Here is a 20,953-nt window from a genome sequence, read left to right on the forward strand (position 1 = left end):
TAAAACCTGACTATGGGCGTGGTGGACGTTCACTTTCTGGTACATTTTTATATACTTCATCGTAAGAATGGAACCCATCCTTGATTACTGTATCAATAAGATTTTCTTTATCCACTTTAATTGGATCTAATTTAATAAATGGGATATCTACTTTTCCATTATTTATTGTGGAATCGGATGTAACCTTCTCACCTTTTGCCAATTGAACAGCAACTTCCGCACTCTTTGTTGCAATGGCTTTAATAGGTTTATAAATTGTCATAGACTGTTTTCCTTCCGCAATGCGTTGGACTGCTGCCAAGTCAGCATCTTGACCGGAAATAACAACCTTCCCTGCTAAGCCTTGAGCTTCAAGGGCTTGGATAGCTCCTCCAGCTGTACTATCGTTTGATGCTACAACTGCGTCAATGTCATTATTATTAGCTGTTAATGCATTTTCCATAATTTTTAACGCTTCGTTTGCGTCCCAGCCTTTCACCCATTGATCCCCTATAACTTCAATATCCCCTTTATCGATAAGCGGTTGAAGAACATTCATTTGGCCTTCTCTAAACATTTTTGCATTGTTGTCTGTTGGAGAACCGCCCATTAGAAAATATTTACCTTTAGGGACTTTTTCAACTAGATACTCTGCTTGCATTTCACCCACTCTAACGTTATCAAATGATACATAGGCATCAATTTCTGCACCATTTATTAATCGGTCGTATGCCAAAACGGGAATACCTTTACTTTTTGCTTGCTCAACAACGGTCGTTAGTGAATCTGAGTTGATGGCAATAATAACAAGCGCATCAATACCTTGTGAGATCATATTTTCAATTTGTGATAATTGTTTTGCTTCATCACCATTCGCGGATTGAACTAAAACCTCTGCTCCTAACTCTTTCGCTTTTTCTACAAAAAAATCCCGATCATGCTGCCAACGCTCTAATGTTAAATCTGATACAGATAGTCCAATGGTGAGTTTATCTTTTTCGCCTTCAGAATTCTTGTTACCGCTTTCATTGCTGACATCTTGACCACAAGCTGCTAATACAAATACGAATAGAAAAGAAAGAATGGATAGAAAGCCCTTACATTTCCTCACAAAGAGAACCTCCTCTTCTAATAAATATAAATTTTTTTACAATTCAATCTTATCACCGAAAACTTAGTTTGTCTACACAATAAACAAAGTTTGTTATATAATTTTTCTATATCATTTATATTAAGTGAAGAAAGGACTGAAGAACTTTTGACCATAACTACTTGGAACCAACAAATCGTGAAAAAAAAGAATAAAGAAATCGTACTTAGAACGATCATCACAAATGCTCCCATCTCACGTGCAGATATCGCGCAACACTCAGGTCTAAATAAAGCTACAGTTTCTTCGTTAGTCAATGAATTAATCGAAGAAGAATTCATTTATGAGTCAGGGCCTGGGGAATCTAGCGGAGGAAGAAGACCGGTTATGCTGCTCTTTAATAAGAAGGCCGGTTACTCCATCGGATTAGATATTGGTGTGAACTATATTTTAGGAATTGTAACTGATTTAGAAGGCAACGTGGTGTACGAAAAACATAAATCAATACACAATCTTTCCTTTGACGAAATTATTCATTTAACAATAGAAACGATTAAAAACCTTATCGAACATACACCTCAAAGCAGGTATGGGGTTATTGGGATCGGAATTGGCGTACCAGGTATTGTAGATAAAAGCGGAAAAGTATTGCTTGCCCCGAATTTAAAGTGGAAGAATGTCGATTTGCTGGACATCATTTATCATGAATTTGACTACCCAATCATTGTTGAAAATGAAGCAAATGCGGGCGCGTATGGAGAAATTCGATTTGGAGCTGGTGTAAATTTCCATAACGTTATCTATATTAGCGCAGGAATCGGTATTGGGGTAGGTATTATACTGAAAGGAGAACTATACAAGGGGATGAATGGCTATTCTGGTGAAAGTGGACATATGACGATTGTAGTCGATGGAGAAAAATGCCGGTGTGGGAATTCTGGTTGCTGGGAAGCTTATGCTTCTGAGCATGCATTACTCCATCAAGCGAAACATATTTTACCAGACGCGACACTAGAGGAGCTTATCAAAATGGCCGAAGAAAACAAAAACGTTAAAGACATTTTTCAGCAAATTGGCTCCTACTTAGGGATAGGTATTTCCAATTTAATTAAAACATTTAATCCACAACAAATCATTATCGGAAATAGGCTAGCTAAGGCGAAACACTTAATCGAGCAACCAACTATAAAATCCATTAACGAGCATACATTAGATTTTCACCAAAAAGACTTACAAATAAACTTTTCAAAACTATCGATTTACTCCGCAGCACTGGGAGTATCAGCATTTGCGATTGAAAATTTTCTTTCGATTGGAAAGGGTTAAAAATAAATCTTTATTTAAAAAACAGAGCATGGGCTTCCTCAAGTGAGTTGAAGATTATTTTTTGTAAGCAAAAAACAGGCAGTTTGATTGAGAAACAAAGATTAGTGTATGAATACAAGTACTAGACCTCATTCGTTCAAGCGAGGTCTATTTTTTGTTTTATGATTGTTTTTGTTTGTCACCTATGTGTTTTTAATATCGGTTACATATTTTATTCTCAGAAGTTTGTCTTTGAGGGATTCTGATATTAGGTCAATAAAGTAGACACAAAAATTTATAAATTTTTTTCGCAGCTACCGCGCTATCGCTTGGTGGCCTTTTAAAAATAATTACGACGTTGTCCTAATTATTTTTAAAGGTAATTTTCGGGTCTAACTATAATATGCTAATTAAGCTCCTTTTTTCGTACATACGTTCGTATTCAGATGGTGAAAAATACTCTGTTGCGGAGTGAATACGTTTATTATTGTAAAATATTTCTATATACTCAAATATGCTCTTTTTTGTTTTATAACGAGTCTGATAAATTAGTTCTTTTTTTAATTATCCCATGAAATGATTCAATACAAGCGTTGTCATAACAATTTCCTTTGCGGCTCATGCTACATTTCATTCCGTATTCCATTAGCTTAGCTTGATAGTCATTTGAAGCATATTGACTCCCTCGATCAGAATGATGGAGGATAGAACCCTGTGGTTGTTGACGCTGATAGGCTTGCTTTAAAGCACTTAACACTAGCTCCTTTTTCATGGAACAGTCTATATGCCAGCCGACTATTTTCCTTGAATACAAATCCATCATACTAGCTAGATAAAGCCAACCTTCATCCGTTAGAATGTATGTGATATCAGCTACCCATACTTCATTTGGTTTCGTAACAGTAAAATGTTGGTTTAATGAAGCATATCTGCGTTTTCAAGCCCACTACGGGTGAAGTACAGCCGTGCAAAAGGTTGTTCACTATCCGAACCAAGTTTGTTCCACATACGCACAAACATATTTTTCATTCGACCTAAATCTTTTCCACATCAGACCTAAAAAAGTTCCACATCAAGCCTAATACCCAGCACTCCACACCAAATCCCCGCCACATTCCATACTTTTCGTATTCCAACGCTTGACATGTTCGCGGCGGTGATTATAATTAATTAAAAAATTGTTAATAATTTTCTTACAATGACTATGAAGAGGAAAAGTAAGGTTCAGTTATTTTTCACAGAGAGCTTCGGTAGCTGAGAAGAAGCAAAAATACGAACCCGAACAATGGCCTCTGAGTTGCGTGCTGAAAGTATTATTTTCGTGTTTTATCCCAACAAAGCACGAAGGTACGAGTAGGTTCCGCCGAGTTTGGTACTCGTTACAAATACCACAGTATGAAGGGATTAAGCCCGTAGTACTGGCAGAGGCTGTTTTGTGCGAGCAAACAGTGAAGTAAGGTGGTACCACGTGAGCAAAACCACGTCCTTATCTATATAGATAAAGACGTGGTTTTTTTTATAAAACAACAATGTATGGGGGAAAATTTATGAATCGTTTTTTAGTTATTCAAACTGATTTTGGATTAAGCGATGGAGCTGTCAGTGCAATGTATGGAGTCGCTTTGAATGTTAATCCCAGCCTGAGGATTTTTGATTTGACCCACGATATTCCCCAATATAATATTTGGGAAGCGTCTTATAGGCTGTACCAAACGATATCGTATTGGCCAAAGGAGACGGTATTTATTTCTGTTGTTGATCCGGGTGTCGGTTCAGAACGGAGAAGCATTGTTGTGAAGACAAAATCAAACCAATATATTGTGACACCCGACAATGGAACGATCACACATATAAAGAAGTATATTGGGATCGAAGAAGCAAGGCTGATCGATGAAAAGGTAAACCGGCTGCCAAATTCCGGGCATTCTTATACCTTCCATGGACGTGATATTTACGCTTATACCGGCGCACGGCTTGCATCCGAAGTGATTACGTTTGAACAGGTGGGACCGGAAATTCCAATCGATTCGCTAATTGAACTGCCGGTTTTAGAAGCCTATATTCAAAATGGTGCGATTAAAGGGAATATTGATATACTTGATGTCCGCTTTGGAAACTTATGGACCAATATTGATCGCAGCTTGTTTCAGAAGTTAGACGTAGATTACGGAGATTCTTTTGAAGTAACGATTGAAAATGAAACAAGACAAGTATATAAAAATATTATGACGTTTGGCAGATCATTTGCGGATAGTCATTTGGGCGAGCCTTTGCTTTACGTCAATTCGCTCGACAAAATCGGTGTGGCAATCAATCAAGGATCATTTGCGAAGGCCTACCATATTGAAGCAGGTGCCAAATGGAAAATCACTATCTGCAAAGTACCGAATTTCGTATATAATGGAAATTCAATATAATCATAAAAATAAAAAAAGGAGAGGAAGTTCATGAAAGAAAACAATCTATCGATCAAAACAATCGTAGCAATCGGAATTGGAGCAGCTGTCTTTGTTATTCTGGGAAGATTTGCGTCCATTCCAACAGGGATACCAAATTCCAATATTGAAACAACTTATGCATTTTTAGCACTTATGTCAATTATTTTTGGGCCTGTCGCAGGCGGTTTCATCGGACTTATCGGTCATGCGTTAAAAGACTTAATATTTTATGGATCTATTTGGTGGAGTTGGGTTGTTGTCAGCTTGCTTGTCGGATTTTTAATTGGTCTGGCTTCCAAAAGCATCGATATCGAATCTGGTGAATTCGGCACTAAAAAAATTATTACATTTAATATTGTTCAGGTGATTGTTCAAGCAATCGGCTGGTTCCTTGTCGCACCTTCTCTTGATATACTGGTTTATGCTGAGCCAGCAAATAAAGTCTTCCTGCAAGGATTAGTTGTTGGAATTTCCAATATGGTAACAGTTGCCGTCATTGGAACACTTCTTCTTTTACTCTATGCAAAAACACGCAGTCAAAAAGGAAGTCTTGATAAAGAATAAAAGCACATTGTGAGTTTTGACAACATATTTACTTACAGGAGCTTTTACGAATGAGAAAACGAGTGATTGAATTTCATAATTTTAGCTTTAAGTATCATAGCCAAAAAAATCCAACATTAAAAAATATTCATTTCAACATTTACGAAGGAGAAAAAGTTTTAATCGTTGGTCCTTCAGGATCTGGGAAGAGCACCATTGGCCACTGCATCAATGGTCTAATCCCCTTCTCTTATAAAGGAGAAATGACCGGAAGTTTAAAAGTAATGGGTCAGGAAACAAAGGAGTTAAATATTTTTGCTTTATCAAAAATGGTTGGTACTGTTTTACAGGATCCTGATGGCCAGTTTATAGGATTAACTGTTGGTGAAGACATAGCTTTTGCACTGGAGAATGATTGCACTCCGCAAAAGGAAATGTTCGAGATCGTAAAAGATGCTTCCAAAATGGTCGAAATGGATGATTATTTGCCTGCCTCTGTCCATCATTTGTCAGGCGGGCAAAAGCAGAGGGTTTCCCTCGCTGGTGTAATGGTTGACAAAGTGGATATCCTGTTGTTTGATGAACCGCTCGCAAACCTTGACCCCGCTACTGGAAAGTATGCAATGGCTTTAATCGACAAAATCCAAAAAGAAACAAATACAACCGTTGTCATTATTGAACACCGTTTAGAAGATGTTTTATATCGCCATGTCGATCGCATTATTGTGGTCAATGACGGCTCAATAGTAGCTGATATGAGTCCTGACCAGCTTTTAACAACTAACATTTTAGAAGAGACGAATATACGGGAGCCGTTATATATTAAAGCGGTCAAATATGCCGGTTGCGAACTAACTGAAGATATGCATCCTGCTGATTTCAATCAGTTTAAAGCGGATTTATGCCGAAAAAACTTGTTGGAATGGTTTGAAGATTCAAATCCAAAAACGCCAAGTAAAGAAGGAAAAACAATTTTAGAGCTGAAAAATATTTCGTTTAGCTATTCATCAGGTCACGAAACGATAAAGGATGTTTCTTTTTCAATTAACAAAGGGGAAATGGTGAGCATTGTTGGAAAAAATGGAGCAGGGAAATCTACAATTACAAAATTAATTTGTGGATTTGAAAAGCCTTCCTCAGGGAGCATATTGTTTAACGGCAAGGATATAACAAACGAAACGATTAAAGAACGCTCGTTAAAAATCGGCATGGTCATGCAAAATCCAAATCATATGATTTCAAAGCATATGATTTTTGACGAAGTAGCCTTAGGCTTAAAGGTTCGCGGCGTAGCGGAAGCTGAAATAAAAGAACGCGTCGACAATACATTAAAAATTTGCGGGCTGTACCCATTTCGGAATTGGCCGATTTCAGCATTAAGCTTCGGTCAAAAAAAGCGGGTTACGATTGCTTCCATTTTAGTGTTAGAACCAGACATCATTATTTTGGACGAGCCAACTGCCGGACAAGATTTTCGCCATTATACTGATATTATGGAGTTTCTTGTTCAATTAAATCGGCAAGGCGTCACGATTATGATGATTACTCATGATATGCATTTAATGCTGGAGTATACAGAAAGAGCGATTGTATTTGCAGAAGGCAGGAAAATTGCCGATGACTCAGCTGTCAATGTCCTTTCTGATATTGACATCATCGAACAGGCAAATTTAAAGGAAACGTCTCTTTATAATCTGGCATTAAAAACAGGAATACCAGAACCGAGGAAGTTTGTGGAACGTTTCATAGAATATGATCGGGAGGTAAGGCAGGTTGGCAGCCGAGATGCTATCTTATATTGACCGAAAATCTCCTGTTCATCAGTTGACAGGTGTAACAAAGCTAATATGCTTTATCTTATGGTCGACTGCAGCTATGCTGACATACGACACTCGTATTCTACTATTTTTATTTTTAATTAGTATTCTCATTTTTATTATTTCAAAAATTAAACTTGAAGAGATATTGTTTGTTCTTGTATTTATTTTAGTATTTCTTTTCATAAACAATGTTGCCATTTATGTCTTTTCACCGCAAGAAGGAGTAAAAATTTACGGCTCCAGCCATGTGTTATTTGAAATATCAGGAAGGTATAACGTCACATTGGAACAACTTTTTTACCAATTGAATATTACGTTAAAATATTTCACAGTGATCCCAGCGGCTTTGCTTTTTATTGTGACGACTCATCCGAGCGAATTCGCCGCTTCCCTCAATCGCATCGGTGTGAGTTATCGAATTTCGTATGCTGTTTCTTTGGCATTAAGATATATACCGGACGTACAGCGGGATTTTCGGAATATAGCACGCGCCCAACAAGCTAGAGGCCTTGACATGTCCCGCAAAGAAAAACTTCCTAAACGGATCAAAAATGCTGCCTCCATCCTTGCACCGCTTATTTTATCAAGCCTAAACAAAATTGACACCATCAGCAACGCAATGGAACTGCGCGGCTTTGGCAAAAACAAAAAACGCACATGGTATAGTGCAAGACCTTTTCAAAAAAGTGACTACTTTGCAATCGCTCTATTTACTATTCTGTTCATTGTCACCTTAATCATCACATTCCATGATGGAAGCCGGTTTTATAATCCGTTTTAAAAATACTCCTACTGATCGCATCCAGTAACGCTGTTTGTTGCTGGATGCGTTTTTTTGTGAAAACATTTAAATTAGCCCAATTTTAGGGGTGGGCAGGTTGCTTCCTTGGGCCACTAAGCTGGCAAGCCTTTTTTTATGCAATCAAGTTCTGCATTTTTTTGTTGCAGAACTCTGTATTTTTATTTAGCAATAAACACTCATGCGTATCACCTAAACAGAACTGCCCACATTTGTTACGCCAATCACTCCTAGTTCATCTTCCCATATTCGTGATATGGACATCAATCCCTTTATTCCTACACGTTTCTTCTTAATCCTTTTTCCTCCATAAACTTTTTACGAAAATATACCTGTGACGTATGGACTGCTCCATAACCGACCGCCAGCACGCCCTATTAACCAATTAATAGACCGAATATTCAGTTAACAGCACCCATAAAAACAAACCGCCCCATCAAGGGCGTCTCGACCATTTGGACCCTTTCCACTGATGCCATTTCCACGCGCTTTCGATGGCTGACAAGTGACAGGCAGCCTCACCCCCTCACAAATTCAGCATATTTTTTCTTCCGCTCTGTTTTTGTGCCTGAAAGGTAATCTAATAATGCATCCATATTCATAAATTTCGGAGGCAGCGATTTTGGATGCATATACAAATAAAAACTACTCCATCGGTAAAGTTCCGGCGCATGTACCATATGAGCTTCTACCGGGTTGAGATGAATATATCGACTCACTTCCAACATTCCGCTATCATTGTCAATCAATTTACCATAATAACGCTTTTCAAATACATGTCCCGTCAAACGATAGCGAGTATTATAATAATTTGCATACCGTTTGTTCATGAGCGCCATGACTTTCGAAATCGGCTCCTGTTTTGAGCGCAGCTGCAGGTGAAAGTGATTCGTCATAAGGCAATATGCGGCTATTTCAAACGGGATTTTTTCATGTAGCTGGTGGAGGATATGAAGAAAAGCGAGAAAATCATTTGTTTCCTTGAATAGGGGATCACGCCGATTGCCGCGGCAAACGATATGATAAAACCGATGGGGCACCCAGATCCGCTTTTGCCGTCCCATTCTTTTTACCTCGCTGTTGCCTGTTGCTTCGTATATGTTTTCAGCCATCTTAGCGTCATCGCTTCCCAAAGCGATTCATCTGCTATCTCTTCGGTTCCCTTTAAATCGGAAATAGTCCTTGCCAGCCGAATGATTTTCGTTTGCACACGATTGCTCCATTGATGCTGGGATGCCCATTGCTGCAACAGGTGTTGCTGCCTTTTAGCAAGCGGGCTTTTTTCCATTAATAACTCAAAAGGAACACGCCCATTCGTTATTTCTTTTCCGTAACGTTCATATTGCTTTCTTCTTGCTTCTTCTACTCTTTTCCTTATGGTTTCCGAAGATTCCGAAACCCTCGTTTCTTTGGTAAAATCAATGACTTCCAATGGTAATAAAACATCCATCCGGTCATAAATCGGCCCGGAAACACGATTTCGATACGCTTGAATTTGTTTCGGACTACATGTGCAATAGCGTGTTCTTGAGCCTAAATATCCACACGGACACGGATTCATCGCCCCAAGCAAAATAAAGTCCGCAGGATATGTCACCGTCGACGAAATACGGCTAATCGTCACTTTCCCCGTCTCTAACGGCTGGCGAAGCATATCCAGCGTCTTTTTCGCAAATTCCGCCATTTCATCGAGAAACAAAACACCGCGATGTGCCAGCGACACTTCGCCAGGCTTTGGGTGCGTTCCCCCGCCAATTAAAGAAACCGATGAAGCGGAATGATGCGGATGACGAAAAGGTGGATAGCCACTCTCGATTTTTTCTCCTGCCAGCTGGTACAAACTGATCACCTCTAACTGCGCATCATGAGAAAGACCCGGCAAAATCGACGGAAACGTTTCCGCTAACAAACTTTTCCCGCACCCAGGCGGTCCAACCATTAACACGTTATGTCCGCCTGCCGCTGCGATCTCCAATGCACGCTTTGCTTGATGATGGCCAATAATCGATTGAAAATCTCGATGATGCTTTCGAGGGGAGTCCATAATTTCAGGAGAGCGAAAAACTGGGGGTAACGAAAGAACACGTTGTCCATGCAGATATTGCACCGTTTCTTCCAACGTCTGAACAAAGATACAATCGAGATCTTTCAAATGATGAAGCGGAAGTGTGGGATCATACGGAAGGTATATTTTTTGAAAACCGAGCTTCTTTGCTGCCAATATCGCTGGAAGCATGCCATCCACCGGCTGAATCGTTCCATCCAACGATAACGAACCTAAAAACGCTGCATCGGAGGAAGCCGGCGCTGTCAGCTTGCCCATTGCCTTCAAAATCCCAATCGCCATCGCCAAATCAAACATCGGGCTATGCTTTTTCCGCTCCGGCGGAGACAAATGAACAACAAGCCTTTTATCAAAAAAGTCGCATCCGAAAGCATAAAGCGAAGCAAGAACACGTTCCTTTGCCTCTTTCACCGATGCATCCGGCAACCCAACAATCACCATCGCCGCAATCCCCGGCACTTCCTGCACCTCCACCTGCACTCGATACCCTTCTAACCCCCTTAACCCAATGCTTAAAATCTTCACCGTCACTCATCCATCCCTCCCAATCACAGAACATTAGTTCTTACCCATTATTGTAATACCCTCCCTTTTATCTTTCAATTACCAATATTTCGACAAATTTCGGGCGGTGACAGGCACCGCCCCCAAAGCAAGAACACGTTCCTTTGCCTCTTTCACCGATGCATCCGGCAACCCAACAATCACCATCGCCGCAATCCCCGGCACTTCCTGCACCTCCACCTGCACTCGATACCCTTCTAACCCTCTTAACCCAATGCTTAAAATCTTCACCGTCAATCGTCCATCCCTCCCAATCACAGAACATTAGTTCTTACCCATTATTGTAATACCCTCCCTTTTATCTTTCAATTACCAATATTTCGACAAATTTCGGGCGGTGACAGGCACCGAACCATCATATTTCTGTCCCCCCTTTGTTGTTTACGGATGTCATACAATCATTTGCATGTTCCCTTTGATATGAAACGTTCCGAGTTGGTAAGGATTGATAAAATGATCTCCTTTACGAACCTACCATTCCTCTTCTTCCGCCGCCATCATTCCTTCTCCAGCAATGACACTCATAAGCATTAACGGTTCAGCTTGTTCTAGTTCAAGCTGCTCATGCACGTCCCATTTATAAACGGTAAAATACTCATTTTGAACAAATGTCGCAATCATCGCTCCTACTGTTTTTACGTAAGCGTCAAATACTCAGCACCTTCTAGTTGTGAATGTTACATGAGATAATCTCCATAGAAAAAATGCTGGAGGTTATGCTATGAATGATGCTGACAAAAGAATAGAATGGAAATCCAGGTATGATGCTTGGAAAACAAGTGGATTGAGTGCTTCTGAGTGGTCTCGCATCAATGATGTAAATATACATCAGATGTACTACTGGATTCGAAAGTTTCGAGAGGAAGAAATTTCTACGAACGAGCATCAATCAAAATGGTTGACGGTGGATGTCCAAGAAATCTCCTCCCATCATACGGGTCAGGAATCTGTCCTTATTCATTACGGTGCACTGTCCATCGAAGTACGTCCAGGCACCGATTTGAATCTACTTTCCGATGTAGTGCGTGTGATTCAAAATCGATGATATCTAACGCAAATTTTGAACGAGTGTACCTTGCACGTGGAAGCACCGATCTCCGGAAATCGATTGATGGTCTCGCAGTCATCGTCAAAGAATGCTTCGATTTGGATCCATTTTCCCCTTGTTTATTTGTTTTCTGTAATCGGAAAAGGGATAAACTTAAAATTCTACAGTGGGATAATAATGGGTTTTGGCTCCATTATAGAAGATTAGAAAGAGGAACTTTCAACTGGCCATCTGAACAAGAAGGAGTGCCGATGGATATCAGTCCTCGTCAGCTACGCTGGTTATTAGATGGCTTATCCATCGAACAAAAACAAGCCCATCCCACAGTGAAAGCACGCACGATTCTATGAAATTAAAAAACTTGAGAATCCGACTGGTCAAGCCGGATTCTTTTGCGTATACTGGAACTATGAAAAACATGGACATGAAAACTCAAGAAACAATTGAATACTATAAAGCGCGTAACGAAAAGCTTGAAATAGAAAAGGAAGCTTTGGAAGCGAAGCTAAAATGGTATGAGGAGCAATTTCGGTTAAGTCAACAACGTCGTTTTGGTTCTTCCAGTGAGAAGACCAATTCAGACCAACTGTCCCTTTTCAATGAAGCTGAAGCTACCGCAAATCCTGATGATGAAGAACCGACGATTGAAACCATTACATATACACGCAAGAAGAAGCGAAATCGTCGAGATGAAAAACTAGAAAACCTGCCTACTGAAACGGTGGAATACCGTTTGCCAGCTGAGGAACAGGTTTGTTCGTGTTGCGCTGGACCTCTACACGAAATGAGTACGCAAGTACGCAGAGAAATAGAAGTTATTCCAGCACAAGTAAAAGTGAAAAAGCATGTCCAATATGTTTATAGTTGTCGTCATTGTGAACGCCATGAAATAGAAACGCCTATTGTCACGGCGAAAATGCCGGCTCCTGTTTTTCCGGGAAGTCTGGCATCTCCATCGTCAATGGCTTATACGATGACGCAGAAATACGTTGAAAGTATGCCTTTGTATCGCCAGGAAAAACATCTGGAGCGATTTGGCATATTCATTTCCAGGCAAACTTTATCCAATTGGATTTTGTATGGAGCCGACACCTGGTTGAGTCCTGTTTACGACCAAATGCGTAACCATCTATTGAATCAGGATATCCTCCATGCGGATGAGACCACCTTACAGGTTCTTTCAGAACCTGACCGACGAGCGACTTCCAAATCATTTATGTGGCTTTATCGGACAGGACGAATGGGGCCTCCAATTGTTTTGTATGACTACCAGCGAACCCGTGCATCCAAGCATCCTTTACGATTTTTGGAAGGTTTCCGTGGATATTTACATGTGGACGGGTATGCCGGTTATAACGGAATCCCTGATGTCAGTCTGGTCGGTTGTTGGGCTCATGCCAGACGTAAATTCACAGAAGCTTTGCAGGCTCTTCCTGAATCGGCTAAAACTACTCACGTAAAAGCCAAAGAAGGTCTTGCATTCTGTAACCAACTTTTCTCGATAGAACGGGATTTAAAGGATGTTAGTCCTGAAGAACGTTATAAGAAACGGTTAGAACGCAGCCAACCGGTATTGGAGGCTTTTTTGGCATGGCTTCATGAACAAGCCCCAAGAGTGTTGCCAAAAAGTGCACTTGGGCAAGCCATTAAATATTGTCGTAATCAATGGGACCGTTTAGTAGCTTTTTTAGAGGATGGTCGTTTAGAGATTGATAACAACCGCGCAGAACGATCCATTAAACCGTTTGTAATCGGGAGGAAAAACTGGCTGTTTAGCAATACCATAAAGGGAGCTAAATCCAGCGCAATCATTTATAGCATTGTGGAGACTGCGAAGGAAAACGGATTAAACCCATTCAATTATCTTAAATATTTATTTGAACAGCTTCCAAATATTAATCTGACTGACAAAGAAAAATTAGATCAACTCCTTCCTTGGTCCACAACAATTCCAGAAGAATGTCGTGTTCCTAATAAAGCTAAATAAATCATAACAATAGTCCACATCTAAAGGTAGGTGTGGACTATTTTACGCTTACGTTTTTACAACAGCAAGCTCGACTTGTACCTGTACATGTGTTACGGTTTACTTATAAAAAAATTAAAAAAGGGGAACTCATACACTATGAGCTCCCCCTCAACATAAAACGCTTATTTAGTTAGAACCCTCTTTTTTTCTAAGATATTAGAGTCAGAACCAATACCTAAACCTTCATATAAATATCCTAAATTACTTAGCTGTAAATCTCTTAGATAGTTCCTAGTATCTAAGACATACGGAATACGCATTTTTTGTATTAATTTCTCCCAATTAATCTCTAAGTATTCATCCCAATGTGTTAGAAGGATTACACCATCTGCTTTTTCGAAAACATCTTCTGAATTAGCACAATATTGAATATCCAAATCGCCATTTAGTGCCTTAAACATCTCTGTACCTTTCGGATCATGTGCTCTTACGTTTGCACCTAATTCGAGTAACTTCTGAATGATTACTGAAGCCTGGGTTTTACGGGCATCATCTGTATTTGGCTTAAATGTTAAACCGAGGATACCAATATTCTTTCCATTTAGAGATTTTAGTCGTTTTTGTACTTTTTCGACACAATACAAATGCATCTTTGTATTAGATTCTACAGCTGCCTTTACAATAGAAAGTTCAACCCCGTATTTCTGACTAGCAGCCAAAAATTCCGCTGTATCTTTAGGGAAACAGCTACCACTCCAACCACTCGATACCTGTAAAAATTTCTCACCGATACGGGAATCCAGTCCCATCCCTTTAGCAACGTCTAGGACATTAGCGCCTAATGCTTCACATAATCTAGCTACTTCATTAATATAGCTAATTTTAACAGCTAAAAACGCATTTGCTGCATATTTAATCATTTCTGCACTCTTTGCGTCCGTTTCAAAATAAACGGCTTTAGGGGAGTTCAGGTTATAATTAAAAACAAAATCTTTTGAAATAATATCATAATTTACTCTCTCTACCAGATTATGAAAAAGCTCTCTCATCACTTTTCGAGCTTTTTCATCATTTGTACCGATTACGATTCTATCTGGAAAAAACACATCTTCTAATGCATAACCTTCACGCAAAAACTCAGGATTACTTACAACGGCAAAATGCTCCCCTGAATTTAAGTCAGAGGTTTCTTCAATAATAGACGCTACTAAATCAGACGTGCCAACTGGAACTGTAGATTTATCGACAATGACCGTAAACTTAAATGGATTTAGGTTTTTTCCGATACTTTGAGCAGCCAGCTTAATATATTTCAAATCTGCTGTACCATTCTCTTTAGAAGGTGTACCGACACCAATAAAAATAACATCTGCCTCCATAACAACATCATAGGAAGTAGTAGCAAACAATGTTTTTCCAATATATTTTTGGATTAACTCATCAAGTCCAGGTTCATAAATTGGGCTCTTGCCCGAATTCATTAAATCTACTTTATTCTGATCAATATCAATTATAGTCGTTTTATGTCCTAGAACGGCAAAGGCTGTACCCGTAACACTTCCTACATAACCAGAACCAATACATACTACATTCATTTACTTATCCTCCATATAGAAACTCTAGTTTTTGACAAAAAGCTTTTCTCTATATGCTTCAATTGTTCTTTTTAAACCTTCTTCTAAATCTATTTGAGGCTCCCAACCTAAAATTCTTTTCGCTTTGCTAATATCTGGACGTCGTACTTTCGGATCATCTTCTGGAAGCGGGCGGAATGTTATTTTACTATTAGACCCTGTTAATCTTTTAACCATATGCGCTAGCTCAAGTATCGTATATTCATTAGGGTTACCAATATTAATAATTTCTCCTGTTGCTTCATCTTTTTCCATCATTAACTTAAGGGCACGGATATTGTCATCTACATAACAGAATGAACGCGTTTGACTTCCATCACCATATACAGTAATGTCTTGACCAGTTAATGCTTGGGTAACAAAATTTGAAATAACACGTCCGTCATCATTTCTAAGCCCTGCTGAGTATGTATTAAAGATTCTCGCTACCTTCACTTGAACATTATATCTTGTGTAATACTCATAGCAGTAAACCTCACCTAAGCGTTTTGCCTCGTCATAGCAAGCTCTTGGCCCCCAAGTATTTACATTACCTCTATACTCTTCCGGTTGCGGATGTACTTCCGGATCACCATAGGCTTCACTAGTGCTAGTATATAACATCTTAGCACCCCATCTCATCGCCAATTCTAACATGTTTTGGGTACCTATTGTATTAACAGCTATTGTCTCAAAAGGTTTAGCTTGATAGAACTTGGGTGAAGCTGGTGATGCTAAATGATAGATTTCATCGATATTTGTAAGTTCTGGTAAGTCTAAAACTTCATTATTAGAAACATCATGATTATAGAATGAAAAATTTTCATTTTCTAAAATATCATCTATATTTGATTGCTTGCCAGTAGATAAATTATCAATCCCTATAACAAAATGACCTTCTTTTAACAAATTTTTTGTTAAATGAGATCCTAAGAAACCAGCGGCTCCTGTAACTACTATTTTTTTCATAAATCTTTTATCCTCCCCAACCAAATTAACCAAATGACTCTTCAGGTTCTGTTCCATCTGGTAATATAGCTTCTACACGTTTTATTCCTAATATTTCACCAAATAAGACTATCAAATAGTACGGGTTTAAATACAAATATCTTTTCCATAAACGTTTAGGTTCTTGTGTAAGTCGGAAAAACCATTCTAGACCTCTTTTTTGCATCCAAGAAGGTGCTTGTTTTAAAGTACCTGCATGAAAATCAAAAGCCGCTCCCACTGCAAGTAATGGCATATTTAATAAATTTCTATACTCATATACCCAAACCTCTTGGCGCGGACAACCTAACCCTACAAAAACAATTCGGGCGCCACTGTTTTTAATCCGATTAACTACTTCTTGTTTTTCATCAGGTTGTAATCTTCGAAATTTTGAAGGTTCTTGCCCAGCAATAATTAAACCGGCAAATTTCCTTCTAAGATTCTCACTAAATTTGTTTAATGTTTCTTCTGTACTTCCATATAAATATATTGGAATGCCTTCTTTGGCAGCCATTTCTGCCGTTTTTAAAGTTAAATCTGGGCCATAAACGCGTTCCTCTAATCCAATTTTATATAACCAATTTAATCCCCATCTAACAGGTTGTCCATCGGGGACAACGAGGTCTAAACCATTAAGGCGTTTACGATGTTGTTTATCCAAATAACCTGTCATTACTCCGTGAACTGCTAAAGCAGTTACAGCTAGTGGATAACCATTTTTCGCAGCTTTTTTGATTGCTTCTACACTATACTCATAATCTACAGCTGATATATTTACTCCAAGAATCGGATATTTCCCTTTGTTAATCATCTCACATTACTCCAACGTTCTTTATTTAATTCATAAATCTCTTCCATTAATTTATATACATTGTATTTTTGAGACCAGTTTGGGTAATGAGTTTTAAATTTAGTCATATCACTAATATACCAAATGTGGTCCCCAGCACGATTAACATCCGAATATTCATAGTTTAGCTTTTTACCTGTTAACTCTTGAGCGTAATTAATTGCTTCTATCATAGAAATATTTGATTCTCTTCCACCGCCTAAGTTATATACTTCACCACCGCGTCTAGGATTTTTAAAGAATGCATCAAATGCTCTTATGACGTCGCTAGCATGAATAACATCTCGTACTTGTTTTCCCTTATAGCCATAAATAGTGTAAGGAGTATTTGTCATTACACATTTCATAAGATAATTAATAAATCCATGTAAATTTACGCCTGATTGCTGAGAACCACTCAATACCCCGCCTCTAAAACACACAGTTTTAAAATTAAAGTAACGTCCATACTCTTGGACTAAAATATCGGCTGCTAACTTTGATGCTCCAAATAAAGAGTGCATATTTTGGTCTACACTCATAGTCTCAGGTATACCTTCTTGATATTCATGGCTAGGATCGATTTCCCAACGTGTTTCCTTTTCTATAAGTGGTAATTTATTTGGATTATCACCATAAACTTTGTTAGTAGATGTGAAAATAAAGACAGCTTCCGGGCAATGTTTTCTCATCGCCTCAAGTAAATTAAGTGTTCCATTTGCATTTACCGTAAAATCCGTAATCGGGTCTTTGGCTGCCCAGTCATGAGAAGGTTGTGCAGCGGTATGAATGATTAATGAAATATTATCTTTATATTTGCTAAATAGTTTATTAATTTTCTCGGTATCTCGGATATCAATATCATAATGTACATATTTATTACCACACTTATTTTTTAAGCGATCACGATTCCAAATGGTTGAACCTTCTTCACCAAAAAAGGTCTGTCTCATATTATTGTCAATACCTACTACCTCATAACCTTGACTGGCATAAAATTCAACAGCCTCAGATCCAATTAAACCTGCGGAACCGGTAACAACAACTACAGACATTTTTTACACTCCTATTCTTTTTAATTTTTATGTCTTACGTTCGCCAAGCTTATAGCCTTTTCGTATATTTCCATTAACATTTCATAATTGCGATCAGCTGTATACTTCTCCTCATATTCTTTTCTTGCAAACTCTCTCATTTTATTAATTCTGTGGGGGTCACTTAAAAATATTTTCACCTTTTCTACTAGGTCTTCAGAATCACCAGGTTTAAAATATAAACCCGTTACCCCATCCCTTACAATTTCGGATATTGCACCTATATTAGATGCTATAACTGGGGTACCTTTAGCAAAAGCCTCAACAGCAACCCTCCCAAAAGTTTCATACCATTCAGAAGGAAAGATTAGAACTTTGGCTTCTCCCATAAAATCATATACTTCATTGACATCTCTTTTCCCTAGGTACTCAATCCCTTGATAGGTTTTTGAATCCTCTTTTACTAAGTTTACCAAAGGCCCTTCTCCAATAATTTTTAAAGGAAGTGTTGAGCCAATTTTCTTCCATGCTTTTATTAATGTTTTTATCCCCTTTTCTTTTGTTAACCTACCTACAAAGAGAGCATAATCCCCTAATCCTTGACCAACACCGGGATCCGGGTATACAAAGTTAGGTTTAACTACTATTCTATCTTCTGGAAAACCTGCCTGTATATATTTGTTCCTTGCAAACTCTGTTAGTGTGACAAACAAATCCACTTTATTCTCCCAACTCTTAACTTTCTTATGAAAATAGTTCATTGATGCTAAAGTAGCACTACCTAAAATACTTTCTCTATAACATTTGTGTCTTATTGCTGGAAATTGTACAGACTTTCCTAGACAGTCTTCGCATACTTTTCCATCTCTATAAAAAAGCGCACTAGGACAAAGCGGTCTATAGTTTCTTAAAGTCTGAATTACAGGTATTTTCAGTTTAGAAGCAGCATAATAAACAGAAGGAGAAAATAAAGGAAATGTGTTTTGACAATCTAAAATGTCATACTCACCACTAGCTAGTATTTTTTTTACCTCATGATAGGCTTTAAATGACCATATAGTTCTTAATGCAGTTTTTACCCTTCCAATCTTATCAATTTCTCTATTGGAATACTCAAGTAAATCATTTTTATGCCCTTTCTCATTAAGTAACCTTATTTGCGAGTCAACACTTTCGTCTTCTCCTCCCCTTATTAAATACCTATTATGAATTGTTAAAATTTTGTATTTCAAAAAAAATCCTCCTCAAACATAATATACTACTCAGCTTTCGCAGTCCAAAATCTTGTTTAAATGCTTGATGTAAATGGTTTTGGGAAGTACAAAATTATCATTTGACATTTTTTAAAACATAAAGAAAGACACCTATTCTTTTGGTAAAATATTGGTGACGAAACCAAATCCAAAAGAAAGGTGTCACCACTATGATAACGAATAAAGACTACTTTGCGCAATTACCAAAAGAAATTAAACAAGGATTTTCCGAATTAAATATTGGATATCATTTAAGAAAAGCGAATATTACGAAACTTTCCGGGTATTCTTGTCTTACTGTTTTCAAACTGATTTTTCTTTTAGTCTTCCAATATAAGAACTGGTTTCGTGCTTTTATGAGTAAACGATCTCAGGATCTGCCCGGAAAGGATACAGTCTATCGCTTTTTAAATACACCAACCTATCATTGGAGAAAGTTTCTACTTTCATTAAGCAGTGAAATGATCCGTCTGCTTCAACCATTAACTTCAAAAGATCGTGTCACAGCTTTTGTGATTGATGATTCTGTCTTTTCAAGAAACCGTAGTAAGTCGGTTGAACTGTTGGCTAAGGTTTTTGATCACTCTACCCATCAGTACTTGAAAGGGTTTCAAATGCTTACCCTTGGCTGGACCGATAGTTTTACTTTTATTCCCGTTGATTTTGCTCTTCTAAGTTCACCGAAAAAGGAAAATCGCCTGCAAGAAATCAATCCCAATATTGATAAACGAACATCTGGCTATAAGCGTCGCCAGGAAGCTCTGAAATCAAAACCGGACGTGGCTTCAGCTTTACTTGATCATGCGCTTGAAAAAGGGATTATAGCTGACTATGTTCTCATGGATTCCTGGTTTACACAAGCGCCTTTAATTGAGAAGATTACGAACAAAGGGTTATTTGTCATTGGCATGGTGAAGCAATTAAAGCAGCGATACGTTTACAATGGTGAACGTTTCACACTGAATCAACTTTACAAATTGGCAAAACCTCACATGGGTAAAAAAGACATTCTCGGATCCGTTTATGCTACTTTAGACAATGGAATTCCAGTAAAAATTCTATTTGTACGAAACCGTAATAAACGGAGCGAATGGCTTGCCATTCTCAGCACAGATACAACATTAGAAAATGAAGAGATCATTCGTATTTACGGCATGCGTTGGGACATTGAAGTCTTCTTCAAATGCAATAAATCCCTTTTAAATTTAGAGAAAGAATTCCAGGGACGTTCCTACGACATGTTAATTAGCCATACAACCATTGTTTTTACACGATATATTCTCATTGCTTGGCAAATGCGCAAAGAGGAGGATCCTAAGACGCTTGGCAACCTTTTTTACATCCTTTGCGAAGATGTAAAAGACATAGATTTTATTACTGCCCTTCAATCACTTATTGACCTTTTCCAAACTTTGGCGGAAGCCGAGGTTTCTTTGAACATGGACATCTTTAAAAATCAAATGAATAAATGGTTGGCCACTATACCTAATTATATCAAGCAATGCTTAAATATTTCTGTGTGCGAAAGTTGAGTATATTACATTAACCAAAAAACAAAGTTCCAAGAGACAGACATGATCATGATTTCCAATTTTGTTATCGAGCATGCAATGA

18 protein-coding genes, 2 pseudogenes and 1 other annotated feature are annotated in these 20,953 nt (G+C 38.3%); of the genes and pseudogenes, 9 read left to right on the top strand and 11 right to left on the bottom strand.

Going from position 1 to position 20,953, the window contains the following annotated elements; all coding sequences use genetic code 11:
• Positions 1-10 precede the first annotated feature (10 nt).
• Positions 11-1,090, bottom strand: coding sequence for a D-xylose ABC transporter substrate-binding protein (gene xylF, locus NSQ71_RS17085; protein WP_340734302.1), 1,080 nt, complete (start codon positions 1,088-1,090; stop codon positions 11-13).
• Between the two features lie 177 nt (positions 1,091-1,267).
• On the opposite strand from xylF, the gene NSQ71_RS17090 reads away from it, so the two are divergent.
• Positions 1,268-2,395, top strand: coding sequence for an ROK family transcriptional regulator (locus NSQ71_RS17090; RefSeq protein WP_311066625.1), 1,128 nt, complete (start codon positions 1,268-1,270; stop codon positions 2,393-2,395).
• 375 nt (positions 2,396-2,770) lie between these two features.
• Here the strand turns inward: NSQ71_RS17090 and NSQ71_RS17095 are convergent.
• A pseudogene (locus NSQ71_RS17095) lies at positions 2,771-3,293 on the bottom strand (IS3 family transposase); the annotation flags it as partial.
• Between the two features lie 276 nt (positions 3,294-3,569).
• Positions 3,570-3,865 (top strand) — a binding site (T-box leader).
• Positions 3,866-3,921: 56 nt separating this feature from the next.
• Here NSQ71_RS17095 and NSQ71_RS17100 point away from each other — a divergent pair.
• The 4 genes from NSQ71_RS17100 to NSQ71_RS17115 are packed head-to-tail and all read left to right on the top strand — an operon-like array spanning position 3,922 to position 7,956.
• A complete protein-coding gene (locus tag NSQ71_RS17100; RefSeq protein WP_094244298.1) occupies positions 3,922-4,791 on the top strand; it encodes an SAM hydrolase/SAM-dependent halogenase family protein in 870 nt (289 codons plus the stop codon).
• 30 nt (positions 4,792-4,821) lie between these two features.
• On the top strand, positions 4,822-5,376 hold the full coding sequence (locus tag NSQ71_RS17105; protein ID WP_327873717.1) for an ECF-type riboflavin transporter substrate-binding protein: 555 nt from the start codon (positions 4,822-4,824) through the stop codon (positions 5,374-5,376).
• Between the two features lie 50 nt (positions 5,377-5,426).
• A complete protein-coding gene (locus tag NSQ71_RS17110) occupies positions 5,427-7,157 on the top strand; it encodes an ABC transporter ATP-binding protein (protein ID WP_340734303.1) in 1,731 nt (576 codons plus the stop codon).
• The gene (locus NSQ71_RS17115) at positions 7,129-7,956 is read left to right on the top strand and encodes an energy-coupling factor transporter transmembrane component T family protein (protein ID WP_327856127.1); all 828 of its coding nucleotides are present in this window, start codon (positions 7,129-7,131) and stop codon (positions 7,954-7,956) included. Before NSQ71_RS17110 ends, NSQ71_RS17115 begins: the two co-directional genes overlap by 29 nt.
• Before the next feature lie 536 nt (positions 7,957-8,492).
• Here the strand turns inward: NSQ71_RS17115 and NSQ71_RS17120 are convergent.
• The 4 genes and pseudogenes from NSQ71_RS17120 to NSQ71_RS17135 all read right to left on the bottom strand — a co-directional run bounded on the left by NSQ71_RS17120 (position 8,493) and on the right by NSQ71_RS17135 (position 11,224).
• Positions 8,493-9,038, bottom strand: coding sequence for a transposase (locus tag NSQ71_RS17120; RefSeq protein ID WP_094244295.1), 546 nt, complete (start codon positions 9,036-9,038; stop codon positions 8,493-8,495).
• A gap of 5 nt (positions 9,039-9,043) precedes the next feature.
• Entirely contained in the window at positions 9,044-10,570 is a 1,527-nt protein-coding gene (locus NSQ71_RS17125; RefSeq protein WP_311066627.1) for a YifB family Mg chelatase-like AAA ATPase, read from the bottom strand.
• 120 nt (positions 10,571-10,690) lie between these two features.
• A pseudogene (locus NSQ71_RS17130) lies at positions 10,691-10,840 on the bottom strand (YifB family Mg chelatase-like AAA ATPase); the annotation flags it as partial.
• Positions 10,841-11,074: 234 nt separating this feature from the next.
• Positions 11,075-11,224, bottom strand: coding sequence for a hypothetical protein (locus NSQ71_RS17135; RefSeq protein ID WP_340734305.1), 150 nt, complete (start codon positions 11,222-11,224; stop codon positions 11,075-11,077).
• 100 nt (positions 11,225-11,324) lie between these two features.
• Here NSQ71_RS17135 and tnpA point away from each other — a divergent pair, with 100 nt between their 5' ends.
• Genes tnpA through tnpC form a run of 3 tightly spaced genes read left to right on the top strand, consistent with a single transcriptional unit; the run spans position 11,325 to position 13,638 of the window.
• Complete coding sequence (tnpA, locus tag NSQ71_RS17140) at positions 11,325-11,648, top strand: IS66 family insertion sequence element accessory protein TnpA (protein WP_063389610.1); 324 nt, start codon at positions 11,325-11,327, stop codon at positions 11,646-11,648.
• A complete protein-coding gene (gene tnpB / locus NSQ71_RS17145) occupies positions 11,645-12,001 on the top strand; it encodes an IS66 family insertion sequence element accessory protein TnpB (protein WP_063389611.1) in 357 nt (118 codons plus the stop codon). Before tnpA ends, tnpB begins: the two co-directional genes overlap by 4 nt.
• Before the next feature lie 59 nt (positions 12,002-12,060).
• Complete coding sequence (gene tnpC / locus NSQ71_RS17150) at positions 12,061-13,638, top strand: IS66 family transposase (protein ID WP_094246405.1); 1,578 nt, start codon at positions 12,061-12,063, stop codon at positions 13,636-13,638.
• 164 nt (positions 13,639-13,802) lie between these two features.
• Here the strand turns inward: tnpC and NSQ71_RS17155 are convergent, their stop codons facing one another.
• Genes NSQ71_RS17155 through NSQ71_RS17175 form a run of 5 tightly spaced genes read right to left on the bottom strand, consistent with a single transcriptional unit; the run spans position 13,803 to position 19,318 of the window.
• Positions 13,803-15,215 (bottom strand): UDP-glucose dehydrogenase family protein, encoded by a 1,413-nt coding sequence (locus NSQ71_RS17155; RefSeq protein WP_340734307.1) that lies wholly within the window; start codon positions 15,213-15,215, stop codon positions 13,803-13,805.
• Positions 15,216-15,239: 24 nt separating this feature from the next.
• On the bottom strand, positions 15,240-16,202 hold the full coding sequence (locus tag NSQ71_RS17160) for a UDP-glucuronic acid decarboxylase family protein (protein WP_340734308.1): 963 nt from the start codon (positions 16,200-16,202) through the stop codon (positions 15,240-15,242).
• A 25-nt stretch (positions 16,203-16,227) separates the two neighbouring features.
• A complete protein-coding gene (locus NSQ71_RS17165; RefSeq protein WP_340734309.1) occupies positions 16,228-17,034 on the bottom strand; it encodes a WecB/TagA/CpsF family glycosyltransferase in 807 nt (268 codons plus the stop codon).
• A complete protein-coding gene (locus NSQ71_RS17170) occupies positions 17,031-18,107 on the bottom strand; it encodes an NAD-dependent epimerase/dehydratase family protein (RefSeq protein WP_340734310.1) in 1,077 nt (358 codons plus the stop codon). Before NSQ71_RS17170 ends, NSQ71_RS17165 begins: the two co-directional genes overlap by 4 nt.
• Before the next feature lie 20 nt (positions 18,108-18,127).
• Complete coding sequence (locus tag NSQ71_RS17175; protein WP_340734311.1) at positions 18,128-19,318, bottom strand: glycosyltransferase family 4 protein; 1,191 nt, start codon at positions 19,316-19,318, stop codon at positions 18,128-18,130.
• A gap of 191 nt (positions 19,319-19,509) precedes the next feature.
• Here NSQ71_RS17175 and NSQ71_RS17180 point away from each other — a divergent pair, with 191 nt between their 5' ends.
• A complete protein-coding gene (locus tag NSQ71_RS17180) occupies positions 19,510-20,871 on the top strand; it encodes an IS4 family transposase (RefSeq protein WP_340734274.1) in 1,362 nt (453 codons plus the stop codon).
• Positions 20,872-20,953: the final 82 nt, after the last annotated feature.

Source organism: Aeribacillus sp. FSL M8-0235, from assembly GCF_038000355.1.
GTDB classification, from domain to species: domain Bacteria; phylum Bacillota; class Bacilli; order Bacillales; family Aeribacillaceae; genus Aeribacillus; species Aeribacillus composti.